This is a genomic window from Photobacterium lucens (assembly GCF_009873615.1).
Taxonomy (GTDB): Bacteria; Pseudomonadota; Gammaproteobacteria; order Enterobacterales; family Vibrionaceae; genus Photobacterium; species Photobacterium lucens.
On sequence record NZ_SSMG01000082.1, the window covers coordinates 15375 to 41779 of the forward strand.

Annotated in this window: 28 protein-coding genes; 20 read left to right on the top strand and 8 right to left on the bottom strand. The window is 43.3% G+C overall.

Annotated features, from left to right (window positions below; translation table 11 throughout):
* Positions 1 to 67: 67 nt before the first annotated feature.
* Positions 68 to 1270 (bottom strand): NO-inducible flavohemoprotein, encoded by a 1203-nt coding sequence (gene hmpA, locus E5A76_RS04225; protein WP_161118192.1) that lies wholly within the window; start codon positions 1268 to 1270, stop codon positions 68 to 70.
* A 104-nt stretch (positions 1271 to 1374) separates the two neighbouring features.
* Here hmpA and nsrR point away from each other — a divergent pair, with 104 nt between their 5' ends.
* The 7 genes from nsrR to rplI all read left to right on the top strand — a co-directional run bounded on the left by nsrR (position 1375) and on the right by rplI (position 6951).
* On the top strand, positions 1375 to 1806 hold the full coding sequence (nsrR, locus tag E5A76_RS04230; protein WP_053986430.1) for a nitric oxide-sensing transcriptional repressor NsrR: 432 nt from the start codon (positions 1375 to 1377) through the stop codon (positions 1804 to 1806).
* 140 nt (positions 1807 to 1946) lie between these two features.
* On the top strand, positions 1947 to 4514 hold the full coding sequence (rnr, locus tag E5A76_RS04235; protein WP_161118193.1) for a ribonuclease R: 2568 nt from the start codon (positions 1947 to 1949) through the stop codon (positions 4512 to 4514).
* Entirely contained in the window at positions 4511 to 5245 is a 735-nt protein-coding gene (gene rlmB, locus E5A76_RS04240) for a 23S rRNA (guanosine(2251)-2'-O)-methyltransferase RlmB (RefSeq protein ID WP_008986098.1), read from the top strand. Before rnr ends, rlmB begins: the two co-directional genes overlap by 4 nt.
* Positions 5246 to 5518: 273 nt before the next feature.
* Positions 5519 to 5905 (top strand): 30S ribosomal protein S6, encoded by a 387-nt coding sequence (gene rpsF, locus E5A76_RS04245; RefSeq protein ID WP_053986427.1) that lies wholly within the window; start codon positions 5519 to 5521, stop codon positions 5903 to 5905.
* Between the two features lie 9 nt (positions 5906 to 5914).
* Positions 5915 to 6217, top strand: a complete 303-nt coding sequence (priB, locus tag E5A76_RS04250) for a primosomal replication protein N (RefSeq protein WP_053986426.1) — start codon at positions 5915 to 5917, stop codon at positions 6215 to 6217.
* Between the two features lie 15 nt (positions 6218 to 6232).
* On the top strand, positions 6233 to 6460 hold the full coding sequence (gene rpsR / locus E5A76_RS04255) for a 30S ribosomal protein S18 (RefSeq protein WP_002539422.1): 228 nt from the start codon (positions 6233 to 6235) through the stop codon (positions 6458 to 6460).
* A 38-nt stretch (positions 6461 to 6498) separates the two neighbouring features.
* Positions 6499 to 6951: a 50S ribosomal protein L9 gene (rplI, locus tag E5A76_RS04260; RefSeq protein WP_008986101.1), complete on the top strand. Its 453-nt coding sequence runs from the start codon at positions 6499 to 6501 to the stop codon at positions 6949 to 6951.
* An 89-nt stretch (positions 6952 to 7040) separates the two neighbouring features.
* Here the strand turns inward: rplI and E5A76_RS04265 are convergent, their stop codons facing one another.
* Complete coding sequence (locus tag E5A76_RS04265) at positions 7041 to 7793, bottom strand: DUF481 domain-containing protein (protein WP_008986102.1); 753 nt, start codon at positions 7791 to 7793, stop codon at positions 7041 to 7043.
* Between the two features lie 246 nt (positions 7794 to 8039).
* Here E5A76_RS04265 and E5A76_RS04270 point away from each other — a divergent pair, with 246 nt between their 5' ends.
* From E5A76_RS04270 to E5A76_RS04280, 3 genes are read left to right on the top strand one after another with little or no spacing between them, the layout of a single operon-like run.
* Positions 8040 to 9437 carry a replicative DNA helicase gene (locus tag E5A76_RS04270; protein WP_008986103.1) on the top strand — a complete coding sequence of 466 codons (1398 nt, stop codon included), beginning with the start codon at positions 8040 to 8042 and terminating at the stop codon, positions 9435 to 9437.
* 27 nt (positions 9438 to 9464) lie between these two features.
* Complete coding sequence (gene alr / locus E5A76_RS04275) at positions 9465 to 10544, top strand: alanine racemase (protein WP_161118194.1); 1080 nt, start codon at positions 9465 to 9467, stop codon at positions 10542 to 10544.
* A 27-nt stretch (positions 10545 to 10571) separates the two neighbouring features.
* Complete coding sequence (locus E5A76_RS04280) at positions 10572 to 11840, top strand: BamA/TamA family outer membrane protein (protein WP_161118195.1); 1269 nt, start codon at positions 10572 to 10574, stop codon at positions 11838 to 11840.
* Positions 11841 to 11890: 50 nt separating this feature from the next.
* Here the strand turns inward: E5A76_RS04280 and E5A76_RS04285 are convergent, their stop codons facing one another.
* Entirely contained in the window at positions 11891 to 12310 is a 420-nt protein-coding gene (locus tag E5A76_RS04285) for a secondary thiamine-phosphate synthase enzyme YjbQ (RefSeq protein WP_161118196.1), read from the bottom strand.
* 255 nt (positions 12311 to 12565) lie between these two features.
* On the opposite strand from E5A76_RS04285, the gene pgi reads away from it, so the two are divergent.
* Positions 12566 to 14218, top strand: a complete 1653-nt coding sequence (gene pgi / locus E5A76_RS04290) for a glucose-6-phosphate isomerase (protein ID WP_045070643.1) — start codon at positions 12566 to 12568, stop codon at positions 14216 to 14218.
* Positions 14219 to 14291: 73 nt separating this feature from the next.
* Here the strand turns inward: pgi and E5A76_RS04295 are convergent, their stop codons facing one another.
* The 3 genes from E5A76_RS04295 to zur all read right to left on the bottom strand — a co-directional run bounded on the left by E5A76_RS04295 (position 14292) and on the right by zur (position 15672).
* Positions 14292 to 14498, bottom strand: a complete 207-nt coding sequence (locus E5A76_RS04295; protein WP_008986108.1) for a cold-shock protein — start codon at positions 14496 to 14498, stop codon at positions 14292 to 14294.
* Between the two features lie 229 nt (positions 14499 to 14727).
* Complete coding sequence (locus tag E5A76_RS04300) at positions 14728 to 15189, bottom strand: chemotaxis protein CheX (RefSeq protein ID WP_053986422.1); 462 nt, start codon at positions 15187 to 15189, stop codon at positions 14728 to 14730.
* Between the two features lie 39 nt (positions 15190 to 15228).
* Positions 15229 to 15672 (bottom strand): zinc uptake transcriptional repressor Zur, encoded by a 444-nt coding sequence (zur, locus tag E5A76_RS04305; RefSeq protein WP_008986110.1) that lies wholly within the window; start codon positions 15670 to 15672, stop codon positions 15229 to 15231.
* Between the two features lie 374 nt (positions 15673 to 16046).
* Here zur and E5A76_RS04310 point away from each other — a divergent pair, with 374 nt between their 5' ends.
* The 8 genes from E5A76_RS04310 (at position 16047) to E5A76_RS04345 (ending at position 24001) form a co-directional block, all read left to right on the top strand.
* The gene (locus E5A76_RS04310) at positions 16047 to 16289 is read left to right on the top strand and encodes a hypothetical protein (protein ID WP_008986111.1); all 243 of its coding nucleotides are present in this window, start codon (positions 16047 to 16049) and stop codon (positions 16287 to 16289) included.
* A gap of 576 nt (positions 16290 to 16865) precedes the next feature.
* Complete coding sequence (gene dusA / locus E5A76_RS04315) at positions 16866 to 17882, top strand: tRNA dihydrouridine(20/20a) synthase DusA (protein WP_053986440.1); 1017 nt, start codon at positions 16866 to 16868, stop codon at positions 17880 to 17882.
* 247 nt (positions 17883 to 18129) lie between these two features.
* Positions 18130 to 18372 carry an envelope stress response protein PspG gene (pspG, locus tag E5A76_RS04320; protein ID WP_053986419.1) on the top strand — a complete coding sequence of 81 codons (243 nt, stop codon included), beginning with the start codon at positions 18130 to 18132 and terminating at the stop codon, positions 18370 to 18372.
* A 186-nt stretch (positions 18373 to 18558) separates the two neighbouring features.
* Positions 18559 to 19188 carry a TIGR04219 family outer membrane beta-barrel protein gene (locus E5A76_RS04325; RefSeq protein ID WP_023932176.1) on the top strand — a complete coding sequence of 210 codons (630 nt, stop codon included), beginning with the start codon at positions 18559 to 18561 and terminating at the stop codon, positions 19186 to 19188.
* Between the two features lie 150 nt (positions 19189 to 19338).
* The gene (locus E5A76_RS04330) at positions 19339 to 19569 is read left to right on the top strand and encodes a hypothetical protein (protein WP_008986115.1); all 231 of its coding nucleotides are present in this window, start codon (positions 19339 to 19341) and stop codon (positions 19567 to 19569) included.
* 166 nt (positions 19570 to 19735) lie between these two features.
* Entirely contained in the window at positions 19736 to 21553 is a 1818-nt protein-coding gene (locus E5A76_RS04335; RefSeq protein ID WP_161118197.1) for an assimilatory sulfite reductase (NADPH) flavoprotein subunit, read from the top strand.
* Entirely contained in the window at positions 21553 to 23244 is a 1692-nt protein-coding gene (cysI, locus tag E5A76_RS04340) for an assimilatory sulfite reductase (NADPH) hemoprotein subunit (RefSeq protein ID WP_053986417.1), read from the top strand. Before E5A76_RS04335 ends, cysI begins: the two co-directional genes overlap by 1 nt.
* Positions 23237 to 24001: a phosphoadenylyl-sulfate reductase gene (locus E5A76_RS04345; RefSeq protein ID WP_161118198.1), complete on the top strand. Its 765-nt coding sequence runs from the start codon at positions 23237 to 23239 to the stop codon at positions 23999 to 24001. Before cysI ends, E5A76_RS04345 begins: the two co-directional genes overlap by 8 nt.
* Before the next feature lie 76 nt (positions 24002 to 24077).
* Here E5A76_RS04345 and E5A76_RS04350 read toward each other — a convergent pair whose 3' ends face one another.
* Complete coding sequence (locus E5A76_RS04350) at positions 24078 to 24593, bottom strand: DUF2780 domain-containing protein (RefSeq protein ID WP_053986415.1); 516 nt, start codon at positions 24591 to 24593, stop codon at positions 24078 to 24080.
* A gap of 182 nt (positions 24594 to 24775) precedes the next feature.
* Positions 24776 to 25396, bottom strand: coding sequence for an FKBP-type peptidyl-prolyl cis-trans isomerase (locus tag E5A76_RS04355; protein WP_053986414.1), 621 nt, complete (start codon positions 25394 to 25396; stop codon positions 24776 to 24778).
* A gap of 124 nt (positions 25397 to 25520) precedes the next feature.
* Between E5A76_RS04355 and E5A76_RS04360 the strand changes: the two genes are divergently transcribed.
* The gene (locus E5A76_RS04360; protein ID WP_161118199.1) at positions 25521 to 26402 is read left to right on the top strand and encodes a LysM-like peptidoglycan-binding domain-containing protein; all 882 of its coding nucleotides are present in this window, start codon (positions 25521 to 25523) and stop codon (positions 26400 to 26402) included.
* Positions 26403 to 26405: the final 3 nt, after the last annotated feature.

The following is a 26405-nucleotide window of genomic DNA, read 5'->3' on the forward strand; positions in this document are numbered from 1 at the left end:
TTCAAGATAGTGAAAGCACAGCATAAGCTGTGCTTTTTTGTTTGGCTTAAGGTGTACTTTAGGTGAATTACAAAACCTTATGAGGACCAAAGCATTCGTAGTGAATACGATCTTCGCTAACGCCTAATGCTAGTAATTGTTTAGCGATGCTTTGCATGAAGCCAACAGGACCACAGAAGTAGAATTGCATCTTATCATCAGCAAGCTGTGCAGCCACTTTGCTAAGATCCATGAGTCCTTGGTAGTCATAATCTTCGGCTGGCAGATCAGTATCTAGTGGTGTGTTATACCAAGTCAGATCTTGGATGTGGGTATGTTTTTCTGCTAGGGCTTTAACCTGTTTTTTGTAAGCATGTTGTGCGCCATTTTCAGTAGCATGTAGCCAGTTAACTGACGCTTGATGTTCGGTTAATGATTCAAGCATTGAAAGGGTTGGGGTTAATCCGACACCTGCTGATAGTAAGGTGACAGGTGTTTTATCATCAACCTCCAAAAAGAAGTCACCAGCTGGTGCTGCCAACATGACTTTATCGCCAATATTAATATGATCATGTAGGTAGTTAGAGACCTTACCTTGGGCTTCACGTTTAACTGAAATACGGTACTGATCGTCTTGCGGTGCTGAAGATAAGCTGTATTGACGAATTTCTTGGTTTTCTAGCTCATCGGCATTGAGGTAAATCCCTAAGTATTGCCCCGGTTTGTAGTTCGCCACTTTACCGCCATCAGCTGGCTTAAAGGTAAAGCTGGTAATGTGTTCGCTGTCTTGCTGTTTGTTGGTCACGATAAACTCACGAGTACCACGCCAGCCACCTTCTTTATTGTTATTTTCTTGATAGATCTCTTCTTCACGATTAATAAAGATATTTGCTAGCACCCCATAAGCTTCACCCCATGCATCAAGCACTTCTTGTCCTGGTGATAACAGTTCATCAATGGTCGCCAATAGGTGAGTCCCAACAATGTCGTATTGCTCTGCAGTGATCAAAAAACTGGTGTGCTTATGAGCAATTTTTTCAACGGCAGGTAGTAGTACAGCGAGGTTGTCGATGTTATTAGCGTAGGCACATACGGCATTGAATAGCGCTTCTTGCTGACGAGAGGCAATATTGCCATCGCTAGCATGTTGGTTGCTCATGTTAAAAATGTCTTTTAGCTCGGGATTATGTCTAAACATACGTTGATAAAAATGCTGTGTAACAACAGGGCCTGCTTCTGCAATGACAGGGGCTGTTGCTTTCACTATATCGATCGTTTTTTGACTAAGCATGAGCGCTTCCTTTAAAGGTGTATTTATAATATATGTTATAAGTTGTATCTGATCTGTATCTTTTAGTCAATAAGAAGATTAAAATAACAGCAGGAGGGACGATTGTGCAGTTAACCAGTTTTACCGATTATGGCCTACGCGCCTTGATATATCTTGCATCTTTGCCCGAAGGCGAATTAGCAAGTATTACAAAAGTGACTGAAACGTATAATGTGTCACGTAACCATATGGTTAAAATTATCAATAAATTAGGTCAACTTGGCTATGTTGAAACGGTACGCGGAAAGAATGGCGGTATTCGTTTAGGTATGCCAGCAAGAGCGATCATTATTGGTGATGTTGTGCGTGCTATCGAGCCATTACAAATTGTTAATTGCAGCGCTGACTTTTGTCATATAACACCTGCGTGTCGATTAAAGGGCATATTGGCAAATGCACGAGAAGCATTTTTAGCCGAGTTAGATCGCCATACTTTGTTAAGTTTGGTGGAAGATAACGCCCCCTTGCTGGATTTGTTAAATAGCTCTAACCAGTGATAGTTGATCATTTGGTATATATTCAGTTTGTTTATTCCTCCCAAAATTTAGTGGAACAGCAATGTTATTAAGGCTGTTCCCGTCTGATCACCTAAGAGCCAGATATACTTCAGGTATAGCTTGGCCTACAGGAAAAATTTATGTCTAAAGGTACTACCGATTTACCGGTCGACCCTTTTCGCGATCGCGAAGCATCTAATTATGAAAACCCGATCCCAAGCCGTGAACATTTACTAGAAGTGATTCGTGGTTTTAGTACCCCGGTGAGTCGTGACCAGTTGTTTGCTGAGCTTAAGCTAGAAGGTGATGACCACTATGAAGGCTTACGCCGTCGCTTACGTGCGATGGAGCGTGATGGCCAATTAATTTACACGCGTCGTCAATGTTATGCATTGCCGGAGCGTCTTGATTTGATCAAAGGTTACGTGATTGGCCACCGTGAAGGTTTTGGCTTTTTACGTCCAGAAGGTTCATTAGGTAAAGATGACGATTTGTTATTACCTAATCACCAAATGCGCAGTGTATTGCATGGCGATTACATTTTGGCGCAAGCGGCAGGCGAAGATAAGCGCGGTCGTAAAGAAGCTCGTGTAGTGCGAGTGCTGCAAGAAACCAAAGCACAAATTGTTGGCCGTTACTTCTTAGAAGACGGCATGGGCTATGTTGTACCTGATGATTCTCGTATTGCGCAAGATATCATTATCCCAAAAGATGGCCGTTTAGGTGCACGTATGGGTAATGTAGTGGTAGTTGAGATCAATCAGCGCGCAACACGTCAACATAATGCAGTAGGTAGCATCGTTGAAGTACTGGGTGAAAACATGGCACCGGGTATGGAAATTGATATCGCATTACGTACCCATGATATTCCTCATGAATGGCCGTCAGAAGTTGAAAAAGAAATTAAAAATCTGACTGAAGAAGTGCCAGAGGAAGCGAAACAAGGTCGTGTGGATTTACGTCAATTACCATTAGTAACCATTGATGGTGAAGATGCACGTGACTTTGATGATGCAGTTTACTGTGAGCGCAACACCGATGGTGGCTGGCGTTTATGGGTTGCGATTGCTGATGTGAGCTACTATGTTCGTCCAAAATCAGCTTTAGATAACGAAGCGGTGAAGCGTGGTAACTCGGTTTACTTCCCATCGCAAGTGATCCCAATGTTGCCTGAAGTGCTATCTAACGGTTTATGTTCATTGAACCCACAAGTGGATCGCTTGTGTATGGTGTGTGAAATGAACATTTCAGAAACCGGTGAGCTAACAGGCTACAAGCACTACGAAGCGGTAATGAATTCACATGCCCGTTTAACTTACACCAAAGTAAGTAAAATGTTGGACGGTGATGAAGAGCTACGTGCTCGTTATGAGCCATTAGTGCCGCACCTTGAAGAGCTGTACAGCATGTATAAAGTGCTGAAATCAGCACGTGAAGAGCGTGGTGCGATTGAATTTGAAACGGTAGAAACCCAGTTCATCTTCAATGCGGATCGTAAGATCGATCGTATCGTGCCGGCAGTGCGTAACGATGCTCACAAGATCATCGAAGAATGTATGATTTTGGCAAACATTGCTTCAGCACGTTTTGTTGAAAAGGCCAAAGAACCTGCATTGTACCGTGTTCACGATACACCAGGAGAAGAGCGGTTACAGGGCTTTCGTGATTTCCTAGGTGAGCTAAGCTTACAACTTGGTGGTGGTTTAGAGCCAACACCAAAAGATTACGCAGAGCTTGCGCATGCAATCCAAGAGCGTACTGATCGTGAATTAATTCAAACCATGCTGTTACGCTCAATGAAGCAGGCAGTTTATCAAGGTGACAATATTGGTCACTTTGGTTTGGCATTGACTGAATACGCGCACTTTACCTCGCCAATTCGTCGTTATCCAGATTTAACCTTGCACCGTGCGATTAAATACTTAATTGCTAAGCAAGCAGGTAATACTGGTCGCAGTACTGCAACCGGTGGTTTCCATTACTCATTTGATGAAATAGATGCATTAGGTGAGCAATGTTCGATGACCGAGCGTCGTGCTGATGATGCAACCCGTGATGTGTCAGATTGGCTAAAATGTGAATACATGCAAGATCACTTAGGTGATGCATTTGAAGGCGTGATTGCCAATGTGACGGGCTTTGGTTTCTTTGTGCGCTTAAACGAGTTGAACATTGATGGCTTGGTACACATTTCAAACCTTGCGAACGATTACTACCAGTATGATCCAATTGGTCAGCGTCTGGTGGGTGATAGCTCAGGTGTTGTTTATCGCTTAGGCGATACCGTCAAAGTGAAAGTCGCATCAATTAACTTAAATGATCGCCAAATTGACTTTGATATTATTGGCTCAGAGCGTAAACAACGTGGTGCAGGTAAAACGGCGAAAGGTCGTGAGAAAAAGCAGCGTTTACGTAAAGCCGATGGTCTTCGTCGTCAAAGCATGAAAGTGTATAAAGTGGAAGGCGGTGAAGCGAAACCTGAAGAGCGCATTGAAGCAAAACGCGAACGTTCATCGGTACGCAAAAAGTTAAAAGAAGGCGCTATTCCTTTGGCTGACGAGAAGAAAAAGCCGAAGAAGAAAAAGCGCGGTAAGTCGGATGAAAAGCCGACCACAGAGCGAAAAAGAAAACCGACGAAAGCACGTAAGAAGAAAAAATCGCGTGCAGGTAAAGCAGAACGAGCAGCAAAGAAGAACAGTAACTCATGAGTAATGAAATGATTTTCGGCATCCATGCCGTTAAAGCCGTATTAGCTTCTGATCCAGCGCGCTTTATTGAAGTGTTTGCGCTAAAAGGCCGTCAAGATGAACGTCTAATGCCTGTGATCAACGAGCTACAAATGCTAGGTATTACGATTCAAGAAGCTGGTCGTAAAGCTCTTGATGACAAAGTGAAAGGTGCTTCTCACCAAGGTATCGTTGCCCGTGTTCGTCCTGGTAAACAATACAACGAGAACGATCTTGATGACTTGCTTGCTGGTAAAGAAAACCCGCTGCTATTGATCCTAGATGGCGTAACCGATCCGCATAACCTAGGTGCGTGTTTACGTAATGCCGATGCTGCAGGTGCAATTGCTGTTGTGGTACCAAAAGATCGCTCAGCACAGCTTAACGCGACTGCAAGTAAAGTAGCATGTGGCGCAGCTGAAATTGTTCCGCTAGTACGTGTGACGAACTTGGCGCGTACCATGCGTGCACTACAAGAAAAAGGCGTGTGGATTGTGGGTACAGCAGGTGAAGCGACACATGATATTTACCACAGCAAACTAACTGGCCCTCTTGCTATCGTAATGGGCGCGGAAGGTGAAGGTATGCGCCGTTTAACCCGTGAAACCTGTGATGACTTGATCAAAATCCCTATGGCGGGTTCGGTATCAAGCCTTAACGTTTCTGTGGCATCTGGTATCTGCTTATTTGAAGCCGTACGTCAGCGCAGCTAAGAATATTGCTACTCACCAAGAGTGAGTGAGCGTAATAAAACACCCTTGTTCAAGTGATTGGATAAGGGTGTTTTTGTTGGTCTGTACAAACAGTCAAGATAACTTGCCAGCTGAGCGTAAAAACCTCGGTAGGTTGAGTAGAATTGTCTTGCTTCGGTTGATCATTCTCTGTACTATCCGTTGTCCAAATTCTCGGTTCTTTTTTTTAGTTCCTTGCTTCCCCAGGATAACCGAGCCGTTAAGGGAAGCTGAATAATCCGTAAGGAGCAACCAATGCGTCATTACGAAATCGTATTCATGGTGCACCCTGATCAAAGCGAGCAAGTTGCTGGCATGATCGAGCGTTACACTGCTGCTATCAAAGATTCTGGTGGTCAAATTCACCGTCTAGAAGATTGGGGTCGTCGTCAAATGGCTTACCCAATCAACAAACTGCACAAAGCACACTACGTTCTAATGAACGTTGAAGCTGAGCAGTCTGTAGTTGACGAGCTTGAGTCAAACTTCCGCTTCAACGACGCAGTGATCCGTAACATGATCATGCGTACTAAAGGCGCTATCACTGAGCCATCTCCAATGATGAAGGCTAAAGAAGAGCGTTTCACTAAGCGTGAAGATCGTGCAGAAGCACAATCTGAAGGCGAAGCAGCTGCTGAGTAATTTGTATCAATGACCAATCGTCTGGAGTTAGTTGGCACTATTGCTAAAGAACCCAAACGAAGCCAATCTCCTGCGGGCATTTCTCATTGTCACTTTGTGCTTGAGCATCGCTCGATACAACAGGAAGCCGGCTTACCACGTCAAGTATATTGTTATATTAACGTGGTAGTCAGCGGCAACGGTCAACAAGTACTCACTCAAGATTTAGCTATCGGAAGCAATGTTAAGGTAGGAGGTTTTATTTCTTATCAAACCGGCCGAAATGGCATTGGTAAATTAGTATTGCATGCCGATCACATTGACATAATTTAGATCAGGAGATAGCCCATGGCTCGTTTCTTCCGTCGTCGTAAATTCTGCCGTTTCACTGCAGAAGGCGTACAAGAGATTGACTACAAAGACGTAGCAACTCTAAAAAACTACATCACTGAAGCTGGTAAAATCGTACCTAGCCGTATCACTGGTACTCGCGCTAAATACCAACGTCAGCTAGCTCGCGCTATCAAGCGTTCTCGTTACCTAGCACTTCTACCATACACTGACAAGCATCAGTAATCGGTAGTAGTTTTTAGACTTTTATAGAGGACAAGATAATGCAAGTTATTCTACTTGATAAAATCGCTAACCTAGGTGGCCTTGGCGACCAAGTTAACGTTAAAGCTGGCTACGCTCGTAACTTCCTTATCCCACAAGCTAAGGCAGTAATGGCAACTAAAGCTAACGTTGAAATGTTCGAAGCACGTCGTGCAGAGCTAGAAGCTAAAGTTGCTGAGCAACAAGCTGCTGCTCAAGCTCGCGCTGAAGCACTAAACGCACTAGAAGCAGTAGTAATTGCTTCTAAAGCTGGTGACGAAGGTAAACTATTCGGTTCTATCGGTACTCGTGACATCGCTGACGCTGTAACTGCAGCTGGCGTTTCACTAGTTAAGAGCGAAGTACGTCTACCTGAAGGTGCACTACGTACTACTGGCGAATTCGAAGTTAGCGTTCAGCTAAACTCTGATGTATTCGCAACTGTTAAACTAAACGTTGTTGCTGCAGAGTAATAGCTTTTAGCTTTAATAGAAAAAAACCAGCCTTCGGGCTGGTTTTTTTGTATCTGCATTTCGGGAAATCTTCAGCTGTCTCGTACTGATTACATGCTATAAATCAGGCTGACAATTGTACTGGAATCGAAGTTCTTCATGTTAGCTGGTACCCAAGTGTAGTAGGTGTAGTTAAAGCCAACACTTAAGCCTAGATTATCGGTAATGGAATTAGTGACAGATAAATCGTTTTGGATTGTGGTGTTACTTTTACCTGCGACCACATTGATTTTATTGTCCAGTGTTAAGGTTTTCAGTGGCTTCCACGACATGGTGACTGAGCTTTGTAATACCCCTTCATTCACCACTTCAGGCTTAACAATATCACCATCGATTTCATCCAGATTCGGATCTTGGTGACGAAAGCCCGGACCGATATCGATCAAGGTTTGGAAAGTCTCGTAGCTAAATAAGCGGTAACCGATACCGGCAGAGACTAAAGAATCCACATAGTAAGGACCATAACGGTCATCAATATAACTACCATTGGCATACAGGTAGTAACCATCTCGGATCATCATTTGGGATTTTAGATTGGTCGAGATTTTACGCTTATCTTCTTCACCGTTTTTCTTCGCCATTAACAGACTGGTATCGGCATCGGTTTTGTAACGTCCGTTGATGTATTCCAGATTGTAATTAGCATTTAAGGTTTGTGAATCGGAGTTGCCTGCTAGTGAGGTAAAGCCTAAGCCAACTTCACTTTTAAAATGCGTGGGCGAGGTATCTTCAGTGTCTTGATCGTCAGCAGCATAAGCTGCCGTATTGGCAAGCAGCAATAAAGTCAGTAGGTATCTTGCCAAAGTTCCTCCCACGGCAGGTCGTCGAATAAGCATGATTGATGATAAGCATTGTGCGTCCGCATTCTAACTCAAATTTGTCAGCTTTTGGTTAGGAATCGTTGTGTTCAACTACCAGTTAATTCAAAAAGGCGCATAATTAATAACAGAGAGGTTTGATGCTAGTCATACGTTTATGACTGCTCAGATCCGAATGGATGAGGTATACTACTACGCTTCATTCTTGTTCTTGGCTAATGCGCAATTTCTATGGCAGATAATAGTAAACCGAAAAAACCTAAAGATAACCAAATGGACGCCATTAAGATGCCGCCTCATTCACTAGAGGCTGAGCAATCTGTTCTTGGTGGTTTGATGTTGGATAACGAAAAGTGGGACATGGTCGCTGAAAAAGTGGTGGCTAATGATTTCTACAGTCGTCCACACCGGATTATCTTTCAGGCTACGGCGGCACTATTAGAAGCCGGCCAACCGCTAGATTTAATCACCTTATCTGAGCACCTTGAGCAATCTAGCACCCTTGATGATGTCGGTGGTTTTGCTTATTTAGCTGAGCTTGCGAAAAATACTCCGTCTGCGGCAAATATCTTAGCCTATGCTGATATTGTGCGTGAACGTGCACTTATTCGTGACATGATTGGGGTAGCGAACGAGATTGCAGATGCTGGTTATGATCCTCAAGGCCGCACCAGTGAAGACTTGCTGGATATGGCGGAGAGTAAAGTTTTTGCGATTGCGGAACAACGTACTAACGATAAAGAAGGTCCGCAAAACGTTGATACGATCTTGGAAAAGACGTTAGAGCGTATCGAGATCTTATACCAATCACCACAAGATGGTGTCACCGGTGTATCTACAGGCTTTACTGATCTGAATAAGAAAACCGCAGGCTTGCAAGGTTCAGATTTAATCATTGTGGCGGCGCGTCCATCAATGGGTAAAACCACTTTTGCGATGAACCTGTGTGAAAACGCGGCGATGGAGCAAGAAAAGCCAGTGCTTATCTTCTCATTAGAGATGCCCGCAGAGCAGATCATGATGCGTATGTTAGCGTCACTATCACGCGTCGACCAAACTAAAATTCGTACCGGTCAATTAGATGATGAAGACTGGGCACGTATTTCATCAACAATGGGTATTCTGATGGAGAAGAAGAATATGTACATTGATGATAGTTCTGGTCTGACACCGACGGAAGTTCGCTCTCGTGCACGTCGTATTGCCCGTGATAATGGTGGTTTAAGTCTTATTATGATCGACTACCTTCAGCTTATGCGTGTGCCGGGTCTGCAAGATAACCGTACTTTAGAGATTGCCGAGATCTCTCGCTCATTAAAAGCTCTTGCGAAAGAATTAAACGTCCCGGTTGTTGCGCTATCGCAGCTTAACCGATCGTTGGAGCAACGTGCTGATAAACGCCCTGTTAACTCAGACTTGCGTGAATCTGGTGCGATCGAGCAGGATGCCGACTTAATCATGTTTATTTATCGTGATGAGGTTTATCACGAAGACAGTGCCCTAAAAGGGATCGCTGAAATTATTTTAGGTAAGCAACGTAATGGTCCTATCGGTACCGTGCGTTTGACCTTCCAGGGCCAGTTCTCTCGCTTTGATAACTATGCTGGCCCAGCTTACGACGAAGAGTAAGCGTTAGAATATTATTTAGGATTTTGGATGAAAGCTGCAACCGCGCATATAGATACCGACGCTTTGGCTCATAACCTGAGCCAGATCCGTCAACAAGCACCGAACAGTAAAATTTTAGCGGTCGTTAAAGCAAACGCTTATGGACATGGACTACTGCGAGTAGCCCAAAGCCTGACTAATGTTGATGCCTATGGTGTTGCACGTATAGAGGAAGCCTTAATGTTACGTGCAGGTGGTGTGGTAAAACCTATCTTGTTATTAGAAGGTTTCTACGCACCAAGTGATTTGCCAGTCTTAGTGACCAATAATATTCATACTGTGGTGCACTCCATTGAGCAATTGGAAGCATTAGAGCAAGCCGAGCTTGATAGTCAAGTGAAAGTATGGGTAAAAATTGATACTGGTATGCACCGTTTAGGTGTGCGTCCTGAAGATCTAACTGATTTTATGGCGCGCTTAAATACCTGTGAAAATGTTGCAAAACCGCTACGTTTTATTAGCCACTTTGGCAATGCTGACGATTTAAGCTCAGACATTACATTGCAGCAGTTAGACACCTTCTTAAACTTAACTAAAGATTACCAAGGTGAACGGTCGCTAGCGGCATCTGCGGGTATTCTGGCATGGCCTGATAGCCAACTTGAATGGATCCGCCCAGGGATCATCATGTACGGTGTGTCACCTTTTAATGAGCCTGAGCGTTATGCATCGGCTTATAATTTAAAACCAGTAATGACATTGACCTCAAGTATCATTGCGGTACGCGATGTGAAGAAAGGGGAAAAAGTCGGTTACGGTGGTATCTGGACCAGTGAGCGAGACACTAAAATGGGTGTGATTGCGATTGGTTACGGTGATGGCTACCCACGTTCAGCACCCAATGGCACACCCGTTCTGGTTAATGGTCGTATTGTACCAATGGCAGGTCGTGTTTCTATGGATATGCTAACGGTAGATTTAGGCCCTGATGCGCAAGATAAAGTCGGTGATACTGCCATTTTATGGGGTGAAGGGTTACCTGCTGAAATCGTTGCAGAGCACATTGGCACCATTGCTTATGAGCTTATTACAAAATTAACCCCACGAGTTGCGATGGCATACACATAACAACTCAGCGTTGGACGATTTGTTTTAATGGAAGAAATAAAAATAAAAGCCGTGGCAATTGCCGCGGCTTTGTTGGTTTCAGCGGACATTCATGCTGAAAATGAACAAGTAGATATTCATGCATCGCCTAAGTCAGAAACATCGGATTCTGATATTGCAGCAGTGCCGTTTATGTTTTCCACCGATAGTATGGGGCTTTCTGCAGGTGTTGCTGGCGTTGTAAAAAAAGCAGGGCAACCTCAAGCATCATTATTAGGTGCAGGACTGGTGACAGATAAAGGCACTTGGATGACCTATTTAGGTGCTTACAATTATGCTCTATCACCGGATAGCCGTTGGTTATTTGGCGCAGAGCTCTACAGTGGTGATTATAAAGATTTTAATTACTACGTTGGTAAAGCAGCACAGAATAACTCCCGTGCAGACGAAATGATCATTGCCGATGCGCAAGAAGCACTGCATCAATTAAGTGCCCGTTATATTTTACCTATCGGGCAAGCTAAGCATGATCCAATTAAAGCGGCACTGTACCCATCACGTAAACTCACTGGGCACACGCCTTGGGAAAGTGGCGTTTCATCGATAGATTTTCGTCCGTTCTATCAAGCACGTAAGTTTGCAAATAACACTCAACTTCCTCCTTCTGATTTTGCCGCTAACGATAGTGTTTGGGGCTTAGAAACCCGTTTTGAGTGGAATAACCAAGATCGCAGTGCTAATCCGACACAAGGGAGTAAAACTCAGTTTAAACTCACTTATGCGCCAGATACTTCCGATCAAACAAGCTGGTGGAAGTGGGAGCTTAACCAAAGTTGGTACTGGAATTTAGGCAAGCTAGGTGACTTGTTTGATCAGCAAGTATTTGCATTTAACGTTTATACCGCAGATACCCCTAGTTGGAATAACACTGATGCTGAGCATGGTTATCACCGCCCGCCTGAATATGCAGGGGTAAAGCTAGGCGGTTTATATCGCTTGCGTAGCTATCAAACTGGACGCTTTGTTGGACGTTCTGCCATTAGCTACAGCGCAGAATATCGAGTGATGCCTGAATGGCAACCTCTAGGTGATTGGCCTGTGTTTAATTGGTACGACGTGCCTTGGTGGCAGTGGGTCGCATTTGCTGATGTAGGGCGAGTGGCTGACAGTTATAACTTATCTGAGCTGCACTCGAGCATGAAATGGAGTGCAGGTGGTGCGGTGCGATTCCAAGTTGAAGGGGTCGTGGTACGAACTGAAATGGCGTGGGGCAATGAAGAAAGTATCTTCAGAGTAATGGTTAACCAACCGTTTTAATGAATAGAAAGCGCAGCTTATTGATGAAGATAAGCTGCGCTTTTGTGTTTTTATTCACCTTGAATAGTGATCACGACACGGCGAGCACCGCCATGATCACGGTGCTCACCTAAGTAAATACCTTGCCATGTTCCTAGAGCTAAGCGCCCTTGTGAAATAGGAATAGAAATACTGTTACCAAGCAATGAGCTTTTGATATGCGCTGGCATGTCATCATCGCCTTCATAAGTATGTTGGTAATAGGGAGCGCGCTCTGGCACAAAACGGTTAAAGTGTTGCTCCATATCGTAACGAACCGTCGGATCAGCATTTTCGTTTATGCTCAGGCTAGCTGAGGTGTGTTGAATGAAACAATGCACCAATCCTACCGTTAAAGGTCGGATCTCAGTTAAATGTTGCTCTATTTCGTCAGTGATCAGGTGAAAACCACGCTTTTGAGGAGTAAGATTAATTGTTTTTTGATACCACATGGCTATTTACCTATAGGTTTAACCTTTTAGTTTAATTAGTTATTCGCATTATTACATTGATGCGAAATACAGGTATGATGCATTCAAGTTTTCGTGATTGAACGCAATGACGAACAATGCCTTTCGTCGCATTATCACGAGTGATCAAAAAATTATAAAGAAGCCTTTATCATAGGCTAACGAGCATAAATCGGGGATCTTTCGCAGGAACACTATGAGAGCGGAAGATGAACATAACAAAATTAGGATATTTTTATGTTGAAGAACATCAACCCAACGCAAACCCAAGCGTGGCAAGATCTAACCGCACACTTTGAACAAGCTCAAGATTTCCAACTTAGCGACTTATTCGCCAATGATAATGCGCGCTTCTCTAAGTTTTCTGCGCAATTTGGCTCAGATATCCTAGTCGATTACTCGAAAAACCTGATCACTGAAGAAACCCTAACTAAGCTATTTGCGCTTGCTAAAGAGACTGAGCTAGATGCTGCGATTGCTGATATGTTCAGTGGTGCGAAAATTAACCGCACAGAAGATCGCGCAGTACTTCACGTAGCATTGCGTAACCGTAGCAATACGCCAATCATGGTTGATGGTGAAGATGTAATGCCAGCTGTTAATGCGGTACTTGAGAAGATGAAGTCTTTCTCAGAGCGTATCATTAGCGGTGAGTGGAAAGGTTACACAGGTAAAGAAATTACAGATATCGTTAATATCGGTATCGGTGGTTCAGATCTTGGCCCTTACATGGTGTCTGAAGCACTAGGCGCTTACAAAACTCGCCTAAACATGCACTTTGTATCTAACGTTGACGGCACACACATTGCTGAAACGCTAAAAGATCTCAATCCAGAAACAACGCTATTCCTAATCGCATCTAAAACCTTCACAACGCAAGAGACCATGACTAATGCATTATCTGCTCGTGATTGGTTCCTAGCAAAAGCTGAAGATAAAGCCCACGTTGCTAAGCATTTTGCTGCGCTTTCAACTAATGGCGAAGCAGTCGCTGAATTTGGTATCGATACTGACAACATGTTCGAGTTCTGGGACTGGGTTGGCGGTCGTTACTCACTATGGTCAGCAATCGGCCTATCAATTTGTCTAGCTGTAGGTTTTGATAACTTCGTTGCGCTACTAGACGGTGGTCATGCGATGGATAAGCATTTCGCAGAAGCACCACTAGAGCAAAAACTACCTGTGATCCTTGCGCTTATCGGTATTTGGTACAACAACTTCCACGGTGCGGAAACAGAAGCGATCCTACCGTACGACCAATACATGCACCGTTTTGCAGCATACTTCCAGCAAGGTAACATGGAATCAAACGGTAAATATGTTGACCGTGGTGGTAACCCTGTAGATTACCAAACAGGCCCAATCATCTGGGGTGAGCCTGGTACAAACGGTCAGCACGCGTTCTACCAGCTAATTCACCAAGGTACAAAACTGATCCCATGTGACTTTATTGCACCTGCAATTAGCCACAATCCACTGGGTGATCACCATCCAAAACTAATGGCTAACTTCTTCGCACAAACAGAAGCATTAGCATTTGGTAAGAGCCGAGAGCAAGTTGAAGCTGAATTTATTGCCGCAGGTAAGTCACTAGAAGATGTGAAAGATCTGGTTGAATTTAAAGTGTTTGAAGGTAACCGTCCAACAAACTCAATCTTAGTGAAAGAAATTACACCTTACACATTAGGTGCGTTGATTGCACTATACGAGCACAAGATCTTCACTCAAGGTGTGATTTGGAACATCTTCAGCTTCGATCAGTGGGGCGTAGAACTTGGTAAGCAGTTAGCAAACCAAATCTTGCCTGAGCTAAACAACGCTGAAACTATTGCAAGCCACGACAGCTCAACAAATGGTTTGATCAATGCATTCAAACAATGGCGCGCATAAGCCTAAGTTAATGAACTGATAAATAAAAACGCCGCTAATTTGCGGCGTTTTTTTATCATCTTAGCAATGGCTATTACAGTGCAACAACTTCGCTAGCTTGTGGACCTTTCTGACCATCAGTCACGATAAACTCAACACTTTGGCCTTCGCGTAAGGTTCGGCGTCCCTGAGCTTGGATCGCACTGAAGTGTACAAACACATCTTTACCATCCGCGCCAGAAATGAAACCAAAGCCTTTGTCATCGTTGAACCATTTTACGGTTCCAGTCAGTTTACTCATGTACGTCTTTCCCTTTTAGACAAATAATATGCAGTCATCGCTTATCAATAGGTGACAAGGTGCGTATGACGGTATCTAGTCTAGACCGAATTAAAGGTGATGAGTAGTCTTTTATTTAAGAATTAGGGTATTAATAAAGTGCTTAATAAATAAAGACATAGGCAGGATAAGCACAATCAACCAGTCGTTAGTGAATTGTGCAGCAGAGTAATGCAGTGAGAGCGAAAAATCAGTCGAAGCAAATTTCGATATAAGCTTTGCCATATTTAGAATCAAACGGCATTAAAATAATTGCGTTGTCGCACTTATGGGTAATGGTATGCCCTTTACCGGATACAACCGCTGGCGTTGCCATATCAAAATCATAGCCACTTTCAGCGAGTGTACGTTTAGCGCCACCTGTCACCATATTAGTAATTTCACCCACCATATCGGTGACATCTTCATTGATACCAGCAGGACGCTCACCAAGCATGCGTTGCATGATCTCAAGGGCTAATTCCTGTTCAAAGGTGATCGACATAGAGCCTTTGGTTTTTGGACCAATCATGCCAATTAATCCGGAGACATCACCACGGGCAATTTCATCTTTCTTTAATCTTGGCTTTTGCGGTGTCATCGGCATTGATGCCATGGTATTGAGCACATTGATCAGTGAAGCAAGAAAAGGGTTAATAAACTCTGCGCGCATAATAATCTTTAGACTGTTAGTTAAGGTTAAATGACTGGTTTACTTGGTTTGGCACTTCTCACAAACACCATGGCTCTCAACAACGTGATGATTGATCTTAAAGCCAAATTTTTCTGATTTTTGACGAAGTAGTTTTGCGAGTTCATCGTCATGACATTCTTCTACACAACCACATTCATCACAAATTAACAGTTGTGAGCAGTGATCGGCATGGCCGAGAACACAACATGCAATATAGCTGTTGGTAGACTCGACTTTGTGAATAAAGCCCTGTGCTAAGAGAAAATCTAAAGCACGATAAATTGTTGGTGGTTTTGCCTGTGGTTCAGAGATCTTAAGGAGATCGAGTAATTCATAAGCACTAACAGAACTGTGGTGCTCAATGATCAACGCTAACACTTTTAAACGTTGTGGCGTCAGCCTAACACCTCGTTCTTCACAGAGCTGTTGTGCTTTGGCTAATAGTTGGGCTTGATCCGCCATAGAACCTCAAAAAAACAACAATAACGTTCTTATTTTATCACAGCCACCCTGAAACTTACCGTAACTTAGTGATGAAGCTGTAATAAGCAGTAAGATTTCGTGTTGATGATCACGGAACGGGAGAAATAAGAATAACTAAAGGGGAGGTTATTACATTAGTGATTGCGATGACTCGAAATATTCCTTTTAGACTTGTTTTACTTCTGTTCGTTATTTTTTGTCAGTGAGTCATTGAGTGATAAAAATTAACTGTTACTCTGTGGTAATAATCTTTTGTGTTTTGGTTGTATTGTGTGTTTTTGGGTAATTGTTAATATAGCGCCATCGAAACGTGAGATGCGTTTATTCATAATTATAAATTAGAAGGTTTACCAATGAACACCATGATCAAAGCAACACTGACAGCCGCTATTATTGCTACTTCTTTTACAGCTTCTGCAAAAGATGGCGCATTTACAGGTAACGTACAATTTGATGCACCACAAAATACAGCGACATCAGCATGCCACTATGCTGTAAATGGTACAGCAGATAAATCACACTCAGGTATTGTGATCACAACAGCGAATACAAAAATGACGTTTGCTGAGAAGCTACTATCAGCAGCTGATAAGTAATTTATCCTCTAAAGGTAATAAATTTTTCTTTTAATCAATACTGTTATCCTCATTGTAATAATGACGTAGCATCAATTAGAAAATAATAAAAATAACCTGATGCTGTGCGAAGCTAGCTTTTAAAATCCCCGTTTACGGTAGCGACGTCATAAGATGAGCTAACAATATTCGTGAATGCATACATTATTTATTGGAGATCTAACATGACATGTTTTATGAACAAGTTCGTTGCGTTATATAAGCCAGTATTTGCTGACATGTATAAAAGCGAGAATATGACAAAATAACAGCAACATGCTTTTAAATAGAAACTGTAAGTGAAGGGCTTTGGACTACGTTCAAGGCCCTTTTCGTTTTAGGGGCGTTATTCGATAGTGTTTCGTATATGGGTTCCCCTTTGGCTCTACGGCGTTTTAGGGTAGAATCCGCTTTCTTCAGAATACGCCTTACATTGTGTCCTATATTATTGAGCGATCTTATCGTGAAGTAGATACGTAAATAGGGATAACGTTCTGAACTTAATACGTAAACCAATCCAAACAGGGTATAAAAATGACAAATGTTGTAGACGAGACAATGAAAAATAACTTGTCAACTCAAAGTGTTACAGGCGATTTTCCAATGCAGCGTTTTTCTGTCGCACCGATGCTGGATTGGACCGACCGCCACTGTCGTTACTTCCACCGTATTATGAGTAAAGAAGCATTGTTGTACACCGAAATGGTAACAACAGGTGCAATTATTCATGGTAAAGGTGATTTTCTTGCTTATAACGAGGAAGAGCACCCAGTCGCGCTGCAACTAGGTGGTTCAAACCCAATTGATTTGGCGCGTTGTGCAAAACTAGCGCAAGAGCGTGGCTATGATGAAATTAACCTAAATGTAGGTTGTCCGTCAGATCGTGTTCAAAACGGTATGTTTGGTGCATGTTTAATGGGTGAAGCTGAACTAGTGGCGCAGTGTGTCACAGCAATGCGTGATGTGGTTGATATTCCTGTTACTGTGAAAACCCGTATTGGTATTGATGATCAAGATTCTTACGAGTTCTTGAAAGACTTTATCCATGTTGTGTCAGAAAAAGGTGGCTGTGATAACTTTACTATCCACGCGCGTAAAGCATGGTTAAGTGGTTTAAGCCCGAAAGAAAACCGTGAAATTCCGCCACTGGATTACCCTCGTGTTTACCAACTAAAGCAAGATTTTGCTCATTTAACCATGGCTATCAATGGTGGCATTAAAACCTTTGAAGAAATGGAAGAGCATCTAAAACATATGGATGGTGTGATGGTAGGTCGTGAAGCGTACCAAAGCCCATACTTAATGGCTGAAGTAGATCAACGTTTATTCGGTAGCGATCGCCCTGTGATGAAACGTCGTGAAGTGGTTGAAGCGATGTACCCATACATTGAAAAGCAATTGGCGAACGGCTCGTATCTAGGTCATATCACGCGCCATATGCTGGGTTTATTCCAAAACATGCCGGGTGCACGTCAATGGCGTCGCCACATCAGTGAGAATGCACACAAACCGGGAGCGGGTATTGAAGTGGTACAACAAGCTCTTGATAAAATCCCAGCGCATTTAGATGTGTAACTCGTTGGTGAAAATCACTATTAATGAGTGAGTTTTACTAAGTTATAAGTAGAAGGCTGATCCATTTGGGTTAGCCTTTTTTATATCTTAATGAAAATAAAGGGATTAATGCTGGCTCTTGGTTGGCGTGGTTTGTGCAATATACATTGGTAACAAAGGTTAATCGTGTTCTCTGTTACTTGTTTTTGTCGCTCTAAATGAGTCATGTAAAAGTAATGAGGGTGAAATTAAGGATAAGGGGTAAGTGATGTTTGAGTTTCTATTTTTACTAACTTTCGCATTCGTGTTGGTTTTTACTGGTGTCAGCATTATAGGCATGATGATCGCAGTGGCAGCCGGATTTGCCATTATGGCAGTGGTCGGCATGTTGGGATTAGTGATTAAATTATTACCTTGGATTTTGCTGATTGCGGTGGTGATTTGGTTAGTACGAGATAATAAAGAAGTACAAAATTACAAAGAACGTTTGTCTCGTAGTCGTCGTTACTGATTGCACTAATGTTATTATCGATATGATATTTTGATGAAAACACTACCGATAAAATAATAAATAGTTGTTTTTGATATCTTCAGCTCAAAAAGATGATCAAAAGAGATAAGAGCAGTGTTTTTTTACTGTTTCTGGTATAGTTTCGCCGTTTTAAAAATTATTAATGATGAAGAGCGGAGACTCGGCATGAAAAAAGTAATGCTTTCAGTTGCAGCAGCAGTAGCATTAGCGTCAGCTGTACCAGCACAAGCAGATACCCTTCTAGGCGTTAAAGTGGGTGCTGATGCATGGTTTGCCAACGCTAAAGTTGATGGCAACAAAAGTGATGACACATCTGGTTCTTACTACGCATCAATCGAACATTTTATCCCACTAGTACCTAACTTTATGGTTCGTTACAACAATATCGACACGGGTAATGTTGCATTTGAACAAAGTGATTTAACGGCGTACTACGAAATTTTGGATAACGATCTTGTTGCGTTAGATCTTGGTGTAACAGTTTCTAAATTTGGTAGCGTGAAGCTAAACAATGATGATCGTTTCAGCGATTGGCAGCCAACGCTATACGGTAATGCAGAGATCGGTATTCCAGCAACGCCACTAACTGTATTTGCTCAAGCAAACGCAGGTAACTTTGATGGCACACGCCTATTTGACGGCCAAGCGGGTGTGAAATACACCATTGGTTTAGTGGCAGCAGATCTAAACATCCGTGGTGGTTACCGCATGATGGATTACGATTTTGATAAAGCGAAAAATACTGGCGACGTTGATTTAGATGGCTGGTTTGCAGGTGTTGAAGTCGACTTCTAAGTCTTCTTAAGCTAACGAATGAATAAAAACCACGACACTGTCGTGGTTTTTTTATTGGCTGTTTTTAGGATTTTGTACCATTTTTAAATGTGAGCAATCGATCTTTTAGACTGAGCCAAGATAAGTGGCAGCAGGATAGGGAGTAAGGTTATGACGCTAACTGAGCTAAAGCACCTTTATGCTACCCAAGAGTTAGTTGAAGCCGTGGTAGAGCCTTCCATTGGTGACGGTTACATTGTTGAATTTCGTCATCGTCGTGGGGGATTAGTGCCATTAACAGACGGAGCAGGAAGTGAACGCTGTTACAGTGATATTGATAGTGCAACACAACAAGCATTCGAGGTTGGATTTCATCAAGTTAGGATCGCTGACGAGTATTAAAATAAGTAAAAATACCTACCCAATAAAAGCGAGATAATAGCCGTTATCTCGCTTTTGTTTTTTTATTAACCTTTAAAAAGGTTATAAAACATTCTTATCTATTCTTTCTTGTTATTTAATGAAATGGCTAATCTAACAGTACGCAATGAATAGGGATCGTCGTGTCATGTTAGTGAAGGAATTATCGGCTTTAGCCAGTCCACTCAATGATCAACAAATGGATCAACTGAAACAAGCTGCGGTAGCATCGTCGCCACAACAGCTTGCGTGGATCAGTGGCTACTTTTGGGGATTAAGCCAAACCCAACCGCAAACGGCTGCAGATCCTGCAGCACAAAATAATGTACTGGCTGCAGCAAAACCAGCCGGTAAACTCACCATCATTTATGCCTCGCAAACAGGTAATGCTAAGGGCGTAGCTGAAGCATTAAAAGAAGAAGCAGAAGCGGCAGATATCGCAGTGCAACTTTTCTCTGCGGGCGATTATAAAGGTAAAAACTTAGCGAAAGAAACGCATGTTATCATCGTGGCCTCTACCCACGGTGAAGGTGAAGCACCTGATGATGCGATTGAATTACATGAGTTTTTACAATCGAAAAAAGCACCTAAATTACCAGAGCTGAAATACGCGGTCATTGGTTTAGGTGACTCAAGCTACGAGTTCTTCTGTCAAACAGCAAAAGACTTTGATAGCTACCTTGGCAAACTTGGCGCGCAGCCAATGCTTGAGCGTCTCGATTGTGACGTTGATTATGAAGCGTCTGCTGCCGAGTGGCGTCAAAAAGCGTTAGCAAAAACCAAAGAAACCTTATCAACTGGTGAAGCTGAAGTGGTTCAGTTGCCTGTGGGGCAAAAGCCAGCGGCAGTCTCTTCTTATAATAAACAAAATCCATTTACGGCCAGCTTATCGGTAAGCCAAAAGATCACTGGACGTAACTCAGGTAAAGATGTTCGTCACATTGAAATTGATTTAGAAGAATCAGGTCTGACTTATCAGCCGGGTGATGCATTAGGCGTGTGGTATGACAATGATCCACAACTGGTAGATGCGATTATCGCCAAGCTCGGTTTAGATGCTGATAGTACGCTTGAGGTTGATGGCGCATCTATCAGCCTGCGTGAAGCATTGATCAGCAAATACGAAATCACCGCTTCTAACCCACAATTTGTGACTAAATACGCCGAGCTTTCAGGCAGTAAAAAGCTAGAAAAGCTGGTGGCTGATCGTGAAAAACTGCGCGAGTACTCTGCGAAAACACAAATCATTGATGTGTTAAGTGAGAAGAAAACAGCTTTAACCGCAGAGCAACTAACAGGCTTACTCCGTCGTCTAACGCCGCGTTTATATTCCATCGCTTCAAGCCAAGAAGAAGTGGGTGAAGAAGTACACCTAACAGTAGGTGTAGTTGAATACGCGCAAGGTGAAGAACAACGCCAAGGCGGCGCATCGAGCTTTTTAGCCCAGCGTTTAGAAGAAGGCGGTGAAGTCAAAGTCTTTGTTGAAACTAACAATAACTTCAAGCTACCGGCTGATGATAATACCCCAGTGATCATGATTGGTCCGGGTACCGGTATTGCGCCATTCCGTGCTTTTGTTCAAGAGCGTGAGAACCGTGATGCAGAAGGTAAGAACTGGTTATTCTTTGGCGACCGCACTTTCACTGAAGATTTCTTATACCAAGTTGAATGGCAGAAATACCTAAAAGATGGTGTGGTGACGCAAATTGATGTGGCATTTAGCCGTGACCAAGCTGAGAAAGTCTATGTTCAACACCGCATTTTAGAGCAAGCTGCACAAGTGTGGCAGTGGCTACAAGATGGCGCACATGTCTATGTGTGTGGTGATGCTAACCAAATGGCAAAAGATGTTCATCAAGCGCTGATCACAGTGATTGAGCAACAAGGCAATAAAACGCGCGAGCAGGCTGAGCAGTATCTAAATGATCTGCGTAAGGATAAGCGCTATCAAAGGGATGTGTACTAATGACTGATCAAAAATTATCAGATAACGAACGTCTAAAGCGCGAGAGTAATTTTCTTCGCGGGACTATTGAGCAGGATCTGGGCGATCGTATGACCGGTGGTTTTACGGCTGATAACTTCCAGTTGATCCGTTTCCACGGTATGTACCAGCAAGATGACCGTGATATCCGTGCCGAGCGTGCTAAACAAAAATTAGAGCCACTGCATAACGTGATGTTACGTGCACGTATGCCGGGGGGTATTATCACCCCTAAGCAGTGGTTAGCGATTGATAAGTTTGCTGATGAGCACACTTCTTACGGCAGTATTCGTTTAACCACCCGTCAAACTTTTCAGTTTCACGGTGTATTAAAGCCGAATATTAAATTGATGCACCAAACGCTAAACAGCATTGGGATTGATTCTATTGCTACAGCGGGTGATGTTAACCGCAACGTGCTATGTACGACTAACCCAGTGGAATCTGAGCTGCACCAAGAAGCTTATGAGTGGGCGAAAAAGATCAGTGAGCATTTGCTACCAAAAACACGCGCTTATGCAGAAATCTGGTTAGATGGTGAAAAGCTAGAAACAACCGATGAAGAGCCTATTTTAGGCAGCACTTACCTGCCGCGTAAGTTTAAAACCACGGTTGTGATCCCGCCGCAGAATGATGTTGATGTCCATGCTAACGATCTTAACTTTGTGGCGATTGCCGATAACGGCAAGTTAGTGGGTTTTAACGTATTAGTTGGTGGTGGTTTGGCGATGACTCACGGTGATCACTCAACCTATCCTCGTCGTGCCGATGACTTTGGTTTTATTCCATTAGAGAAAACATTAGATGTAGCAGCGGCTGTTGTCACTACTCAGCGTGATTGGGGTAACCGTTCAAACCGTAAGAATGCAAAAACCAAGTACACCTTAGATCGTGTTGGCAGTGATGTATTTAAAGCGGAAGTTGAAAAACGTGCGGGTGTGAAGTTTGAAGACAGTCGCCCATATGAGTTCACGGATCGTGGTGATCGCATTGGTTGGGTTGAAGGTATCGACGGTAAGCATCACCTAGCACTATTTATTGAAAACGGTCGTTTACTTGATTACCCAAATAAGCCTTTAAAAACCGGTGTTGCTGAAATTGCTAAAGTGCATAAAGGCGATTTCCGTATGACAGCTAACCAAAACTTAATTGTTGCTGGTGTGTTAGCGAAAGACAAAAAGAAGATCGAGAAGATTGCACGTGATCATGGTTTGATTGATGACGGTGTCAGTGAGCAGCGTAAAAACTCAATGGCATGTGTATCACTACCAACCTGCCCGTTAGCAATGGCAGAAGCAGAGCGTTTCTTACCTGAGTTTGTAACCGATGTTGAAGGCATTTTGGAAAAACACGGCTTAGAGAAAGATGAAAACATCATTTTGCGTGTGACAGGCTGTCCGAATGGTTGTGGTCGAGCGATGTTGGCGGAAATTGGTCTCGTTGGTAAGGCGCCAGGGCGTTATAACCTGCACTTAGGCGGTAACCGTAATGGTACTCGTGTACCTAAGATGTACCGTGAAAATATTACCGTAGCACAAATCATGGATGAAATTGACGGGTTAGTCAGTCGTTGGTCGACAGAGCGTCAAGAAGGCGAAGATTTTGGTGATTTCACTATTCGTGCTGGCATCATTGAAGAAGTAAAAGTATCGAAGAGGGATTTCTATGGCTAAATTTCAACTGGCTGAGTTACTTGAGCTGCCTAAAGTGAGTCAAATTATTCAGCTGGCTGAAATTAATGCCGCGCTGGAGGAGATGACGGCAGAGCAGCGAGTAAGCTGGGCACTAGAAAACCTTGACGGTGAGTTTGCGTTAGCATCAAGCTTTGGTATCCAATCGGCTGTTATGCTGCATTTGGTGACCAATATAAAACAAGATATTCCGGTGGTATTAACCGATACAGGTTATTTATTCCCAGAAACCTATCAGTTCATTGATAGCTTAACCAAGCAGTTAGATCTCAACCTGCATGTTTACAGCGCCAAACAAAGTGCGGCATGGCAGGAAGCACGTTACGGTCAATTATGGCTGCAAGGTGTGGATGGCATTAAGCAATATAACCGACTTAATAAAGTTGAGCCGATGCGCCGTGCGTTAGATGAGCTTCAAGTAAAAACGTGGTTCTCAGGGCTGCGCCGTGAACAATCAAGCTCTCGTGCCACACTGCCTGTACTTGCTATCCAAAATGGTCGTTTTAAGTTCCTGCCATTAATTGATTGGAGTAATGAGCAAATCGATCAGTACCTTAAACAGTACGATTTGCCTTACCACCCATTAAAAGCGCAGGGATACTTATCGGTTGGTGATGTGCATACCACCGAGAAATGGCAGCCGGGGATGAAAGAAGAAGAGACACGTTTCTTTGGTCTTAAGCGCGAATGTGGTTTGCATGAAGACAACGATACTGAATCTGATGGTTCTGGTATCTGATCCCTCCTATTCATTGCGATAAAATAAAAGGGCGAGAATATTCTCGCCCTTTTGCTTTTTTAAATAAAGCCAGTTGTTATTTCGCAGTCACAGGAGCTGATGATGTTACTGGACCCCAAATATTATTCAATGCGCCAACAAGTTCATGGCTTGCACCACGCTCGCTTAAGAATTGAGTCACGATAGGTGCGAATTGATTAACCATGCCAGGATTCATACCCAGTAGTGAGAACACTTTATCGATGTTCTCTTTAGTACCAAGTAACTGACCTAAACCTAGCGGTAATGATTCAGTTAGCTTTTCTGCACCAGGAATTAATTTGGTTAGCTCTTGGCTTTGTGGGCCAGTTAGCTCACTTGCTGCCATGCTTAATAGTGCGCCTGCACCGCCCGCAGCTTGCTCTGGTTTAACACCAAGACCCGTTACTAATGCTTGAGTTAATGGGTTTTCAGCAATTTGGGTAGCGACTTGATCGGATTTCTCTCCCCCTAGCGCATTCGATAGATCGGTAAGGCTGAATGCGTGGCTCATCGCGCTAGTTGATAATAAAGCGGTAGCGATGACAGTTGTTAAGATACGACGTTTTTCCATGGGGTACTCCTTCATTGAGCTATCACTATCCTAGTGTAGTTATAATTTTATAATGATTGCCTATTTAAAACGATGATGGCGACTGAATCTAGCCTGAAAACTGTGTTTTCACTTAATAAACACTGTTCGATAGATATAAAAAAACGACGCCGAAGCGTCGTTTTTTAAGAAGAAGCAATATCTTATAGGATATCTAGTAGCTCAACTTCGAATACTAGTGCAGCGAATGGAGGAATTGCAGCACCTGCACCACGCTCACCGTATGCTAGGTTTTGTGGGATGTATAGTTTCCACTTAGAGCCTACAGGCATCATTTGTAGAGCTTCAACCCAACCAGCGATAACGCCAGTTACTGGGAATTCTGCAGGTTGACCACGAGAAACAGAGCTGTCAAAAACAGTACCGTCTGTTAGCATACCGTGGTAGTGCACGCGTACTTGCTTGTCAGAAGTTGGGATTTCGCCGTTACCTTCAACTAGAACTTCGTATTGAAGACCAGAATCAGTTACAGTAACTTCTGCACGCTGTGCATTTTCTGCTAGGAATGCTTCGCCTTCAGCAGCTGCTAGTTTAGCTTGAGCTTGACGTGCTTCGTCTGCTTTTGTGTGAAGTTCACGTAGTGCATTGTTGATTTCATCAACTTCGATTTCTGGCATTTCGCCAGCAAGAGAAGCTGCGATACCCTTAGCAATTGCTGCTACGTTTAGGCCTTCAAGACCGCTTTGAGCTAGTTGTTGGCCCATTTGAAGACCAATACCGTAGCTTGCTTTAGACTCAACTGTATCTAGTTTAACGTCAGACATTATCGTCATCTCTTAATGTAGAATGAATTAAAGCAAGCAGGATAACAGTTTCGCCCCTCATGGGTAAACGTTTGTAACCATTATTCGCAAATTGCGTGACATATGAAGCTCTGGAGTGCTGTATATGGGACAGGCCAAACGCCGTTCGAAAACCAAACAAGCGTCACAACGACGCAGTGTGAATTTTAATATCTCAGGGATCACCGGAAAATGTCGCCAGCTTAAAGAAGGTGTGAGCCATACTTGGCATCGTTTTCCACGTTTCCATCGCTGGGCTCTGATGATCCTAGTACCGATTTTTGTTGCGGTATTGATGTTGCCATCATCGGCACAACTAGAACAAGATGATAGCCCTGCAACCTCAGTTCGTCGTGATATTCAGCTTGATCTTGGTGGTGTCGCTGATACTCAAACAACAACAAATGTGGCTGGTGGTACGACATCAAATGGTGTAGCGAATACTTCAGCTAATACTGTGGTGAGCCAACCTACCGATGTGGTATTAGATACGGCTGATGCCACAGAAGATAAGCGTATGAAAGCGGTGGGTGGCTTGGAAGATAATGGTCCAGCCCCTGAGAAAAAACCTAAGCTGCAAAGAATTTACCCACTTAATGGTGGTAAAGCATATGTGATTGATGTGGCTACGCAAAAGCCAGTGGCAACGACACCTGCAAAGCCGACAGCATCTAGCTCATTGAAATCAAACTCATCCACAGCGAGCCAACCTAAAGCAGCCGCTTCTGCAGGTCAGTGGGTAAGTTATAAAGTGCCAGCAGGTAAAACATTAGCCAGTGTATTTAGAGATCGCTCATTGCCGTTATCTGACTTATTCGCGATAGCGAAAGTAGAAGGTGCGGGTAAGCCGATCAGTAATGTACAGGCTGGTCAAATGTTGACATACCGTGTGAACAGCAATGGTCAAATTGATGGTTTGAAGATTGATGGTAATGGTATTTCAGCGACTTATTACCGTCGTAGTAATGGTGGTTATTACCGCCAATAAGTC

What these genes read in the sequence shown, in the direction of transcription:
- E5A76_RS04270 (WP_008986103.1), top strand. Translation starts at nt 8,040, where the DNA reads ATGGCAGATAATAGTAAACCGAAAAAACCTAAAGATAACCAAATGGAC.
- E5A76_RS04310 (WP_008986111.1), top strand. Translation starts at nt 16,047, where the DNA reads ATGAACACCATGATCAAAGCAACACTGACAGCCGCTATTATTGCTACT.
- E5A76_RS04280 (WP_161118195.1), top strand. Translation starts at nt 10,572, where the DNA reads ATGGAAGAAATAAAAATAAAAGCCGTGGCAATTGCCGCGGCTTTGTTG.
- E5A76_RS04335 (WP_161118197.1), top strand. Translation starts at nt 19,736, where the DNA reads ATGTTAGTGAAGGAATTATCGGCTTTAGCCAGTCCACTCAATGATCAA.
- dusA (WP_053986440.1), top strand. Translation starts at nt 16,866, where the DNA reads ATGAAAAATAACTTGTCAACTCAAAGTGTTACAGGCGATTTTCCAATG.
- rpsF (WP_053986427.1), top strand. Translation starts at nt 5,519, where the DNA reads ATGCGTCATTACGAAATCGTATTCATGGTGCACCCTGATCAAAGCGAG.
- E5A76_RS04360 (WP_161118199.1), top strand. Translation starts at nt 25,521, where the DNA reads ATGGGACAGGCCAAACGCCGTTCGAAAACCAAACAAGCGTCACAACGA.
- priB (WP_053986426.1), top strand. Translation starts at nt 5,915, where the DNA reads ATGACCAATCGTCTGGAGTTAGTTGGCACTATTGCTAAAGAACCCAAA.
- E5A76_RS04355 (WP_053986414.1), bottom strand. Translation starts at nt 25,396, where the DNA reads ATGTCTGACGTTAAACTAGATACAGTTGAGTCTAAAGCAAGCTACGGT.
- pspG (WP_053986419.1), top strand. Translation starts at nt 18,130, where the DNA reads ATGTTTGAGTTTCTATTTTTACTAACTTTCGCATTCGTGTTGGTTTTT.
- E5A76_RS04350 (WP_053986415.1), bottom strand. Translation starts at nt 24,593, where the DNA reads ATGGAAAAACGTCGTATCTTAACAACTGTCATCGCTACCGCTTTATTA.
- rlmB (WP_008986098.1), top strand. Translation starts at nt 4,511, where the DNA reads ATGAGTAATGAAATGATTTTCGGCATCCATGCCGTTAAAGCCGTATTA.
- pgi (WP_045070643.1), top strand. Translation starts at nt 12,566, where the DNA reads ATGTTGAAGAACATCAACCCAACGCAAACCCAAGCGTGGCAAGATCTA.
- rpsR (WP_002539422.1), top strand. Translation starts at nt 6,233, where the DNA reads ATGGCTCGTTTCTTCCGTCGTCGTAAATTCTGCCGTTTCACTGCAGAA.
- E5A76_RS04325 (WP_023932176.1), top strand. Translation starts at nt 18,559, where the DNA reads ATGAAAAAAGTAATGCTTTCAGTTGCAGCAGCAGTAGCATTAGCGTCA.
- cysI (WP_053986417.1), top strand. Translation starts at nt 21,553, where the DNA reads ATGACTGATCAAAAATTATCAGATAACGAACGTCTAAAGCGCGAGAGT.
- rnr (WP_161118193.1), top strand. Translation starts at nt 1,947, where the DNA reads ATGTCTAAAGGTACTACCGATTTACCGGTCGACCCTTTTCGCGATCGC.
- E5A76_RS04285 (WP_161118196.1), bottom strand. Translation starts at nt 12,310, where the DNA reads ATGTGGTATCAAAAAACAATTAATCTTACTCCTCAAAAGCGTGGTTTT.
- zur (WP_008986110.1), bottom strand. Translation starts at nt 15,672, where the DNA reads ATGGCGGATCAAGCCCAACTATTAGCCAAAGCACAACAGCTCTGTGAA.
- E5A76_RS04295 (WP_008986108.1), bottom strand. Translation starts at nt 14,498, where the DNA reads ATGAGTAAACTGACTGGAACCGTAAAATGGTTCAACGATGACAAAGGC.
- hmpA (WP_161118192.1), bottom strand. Translation starts at nt 1,270, where the DNA reads ATGCTTAGTCAAAAAACGATCGATATAGTGAAAGCAACAGCCCCTGTC.
- rplI (WP_008986101.1), top strand. Translation starts at nt 6,499, where the DNA reads ATGCAAGTTATTCTACTTGATAAAATCGCTAACCTAGGTGGCCTTGGC.
- E5A76_RS04345 (WP_161118198.1), top strand. Translation starts at nt 23,237, where the DNA reads ATGGCTAAATTTCAACTGGCTGAGTTACTTGAGCTGCCTAAAGTGAGT.
- alr (WP_161118194.1), top strand. Translation starts at nt 9,465, where the DNA reads ATGAAAGCTGCAACCGCGCATATAGATACCGACGCTTTGGCTCATAAC.
- E5A76_RS04330 (WP_008986115.1), top strand. Translation starts at nt 19,339, where the DNA reads ATGACGCTAACTGAGCTAAAGCACCTTTATGCTACCCAAGAGTTAGTT.
- E5A76_RS04300 (WP_053986422.1), bottom strand. Translation starts at nt 15,189, where the DNA reads ATGCGCGCAGAGTTTATTAACCCTTTTCTTGCTTCACTGATCAATGTG.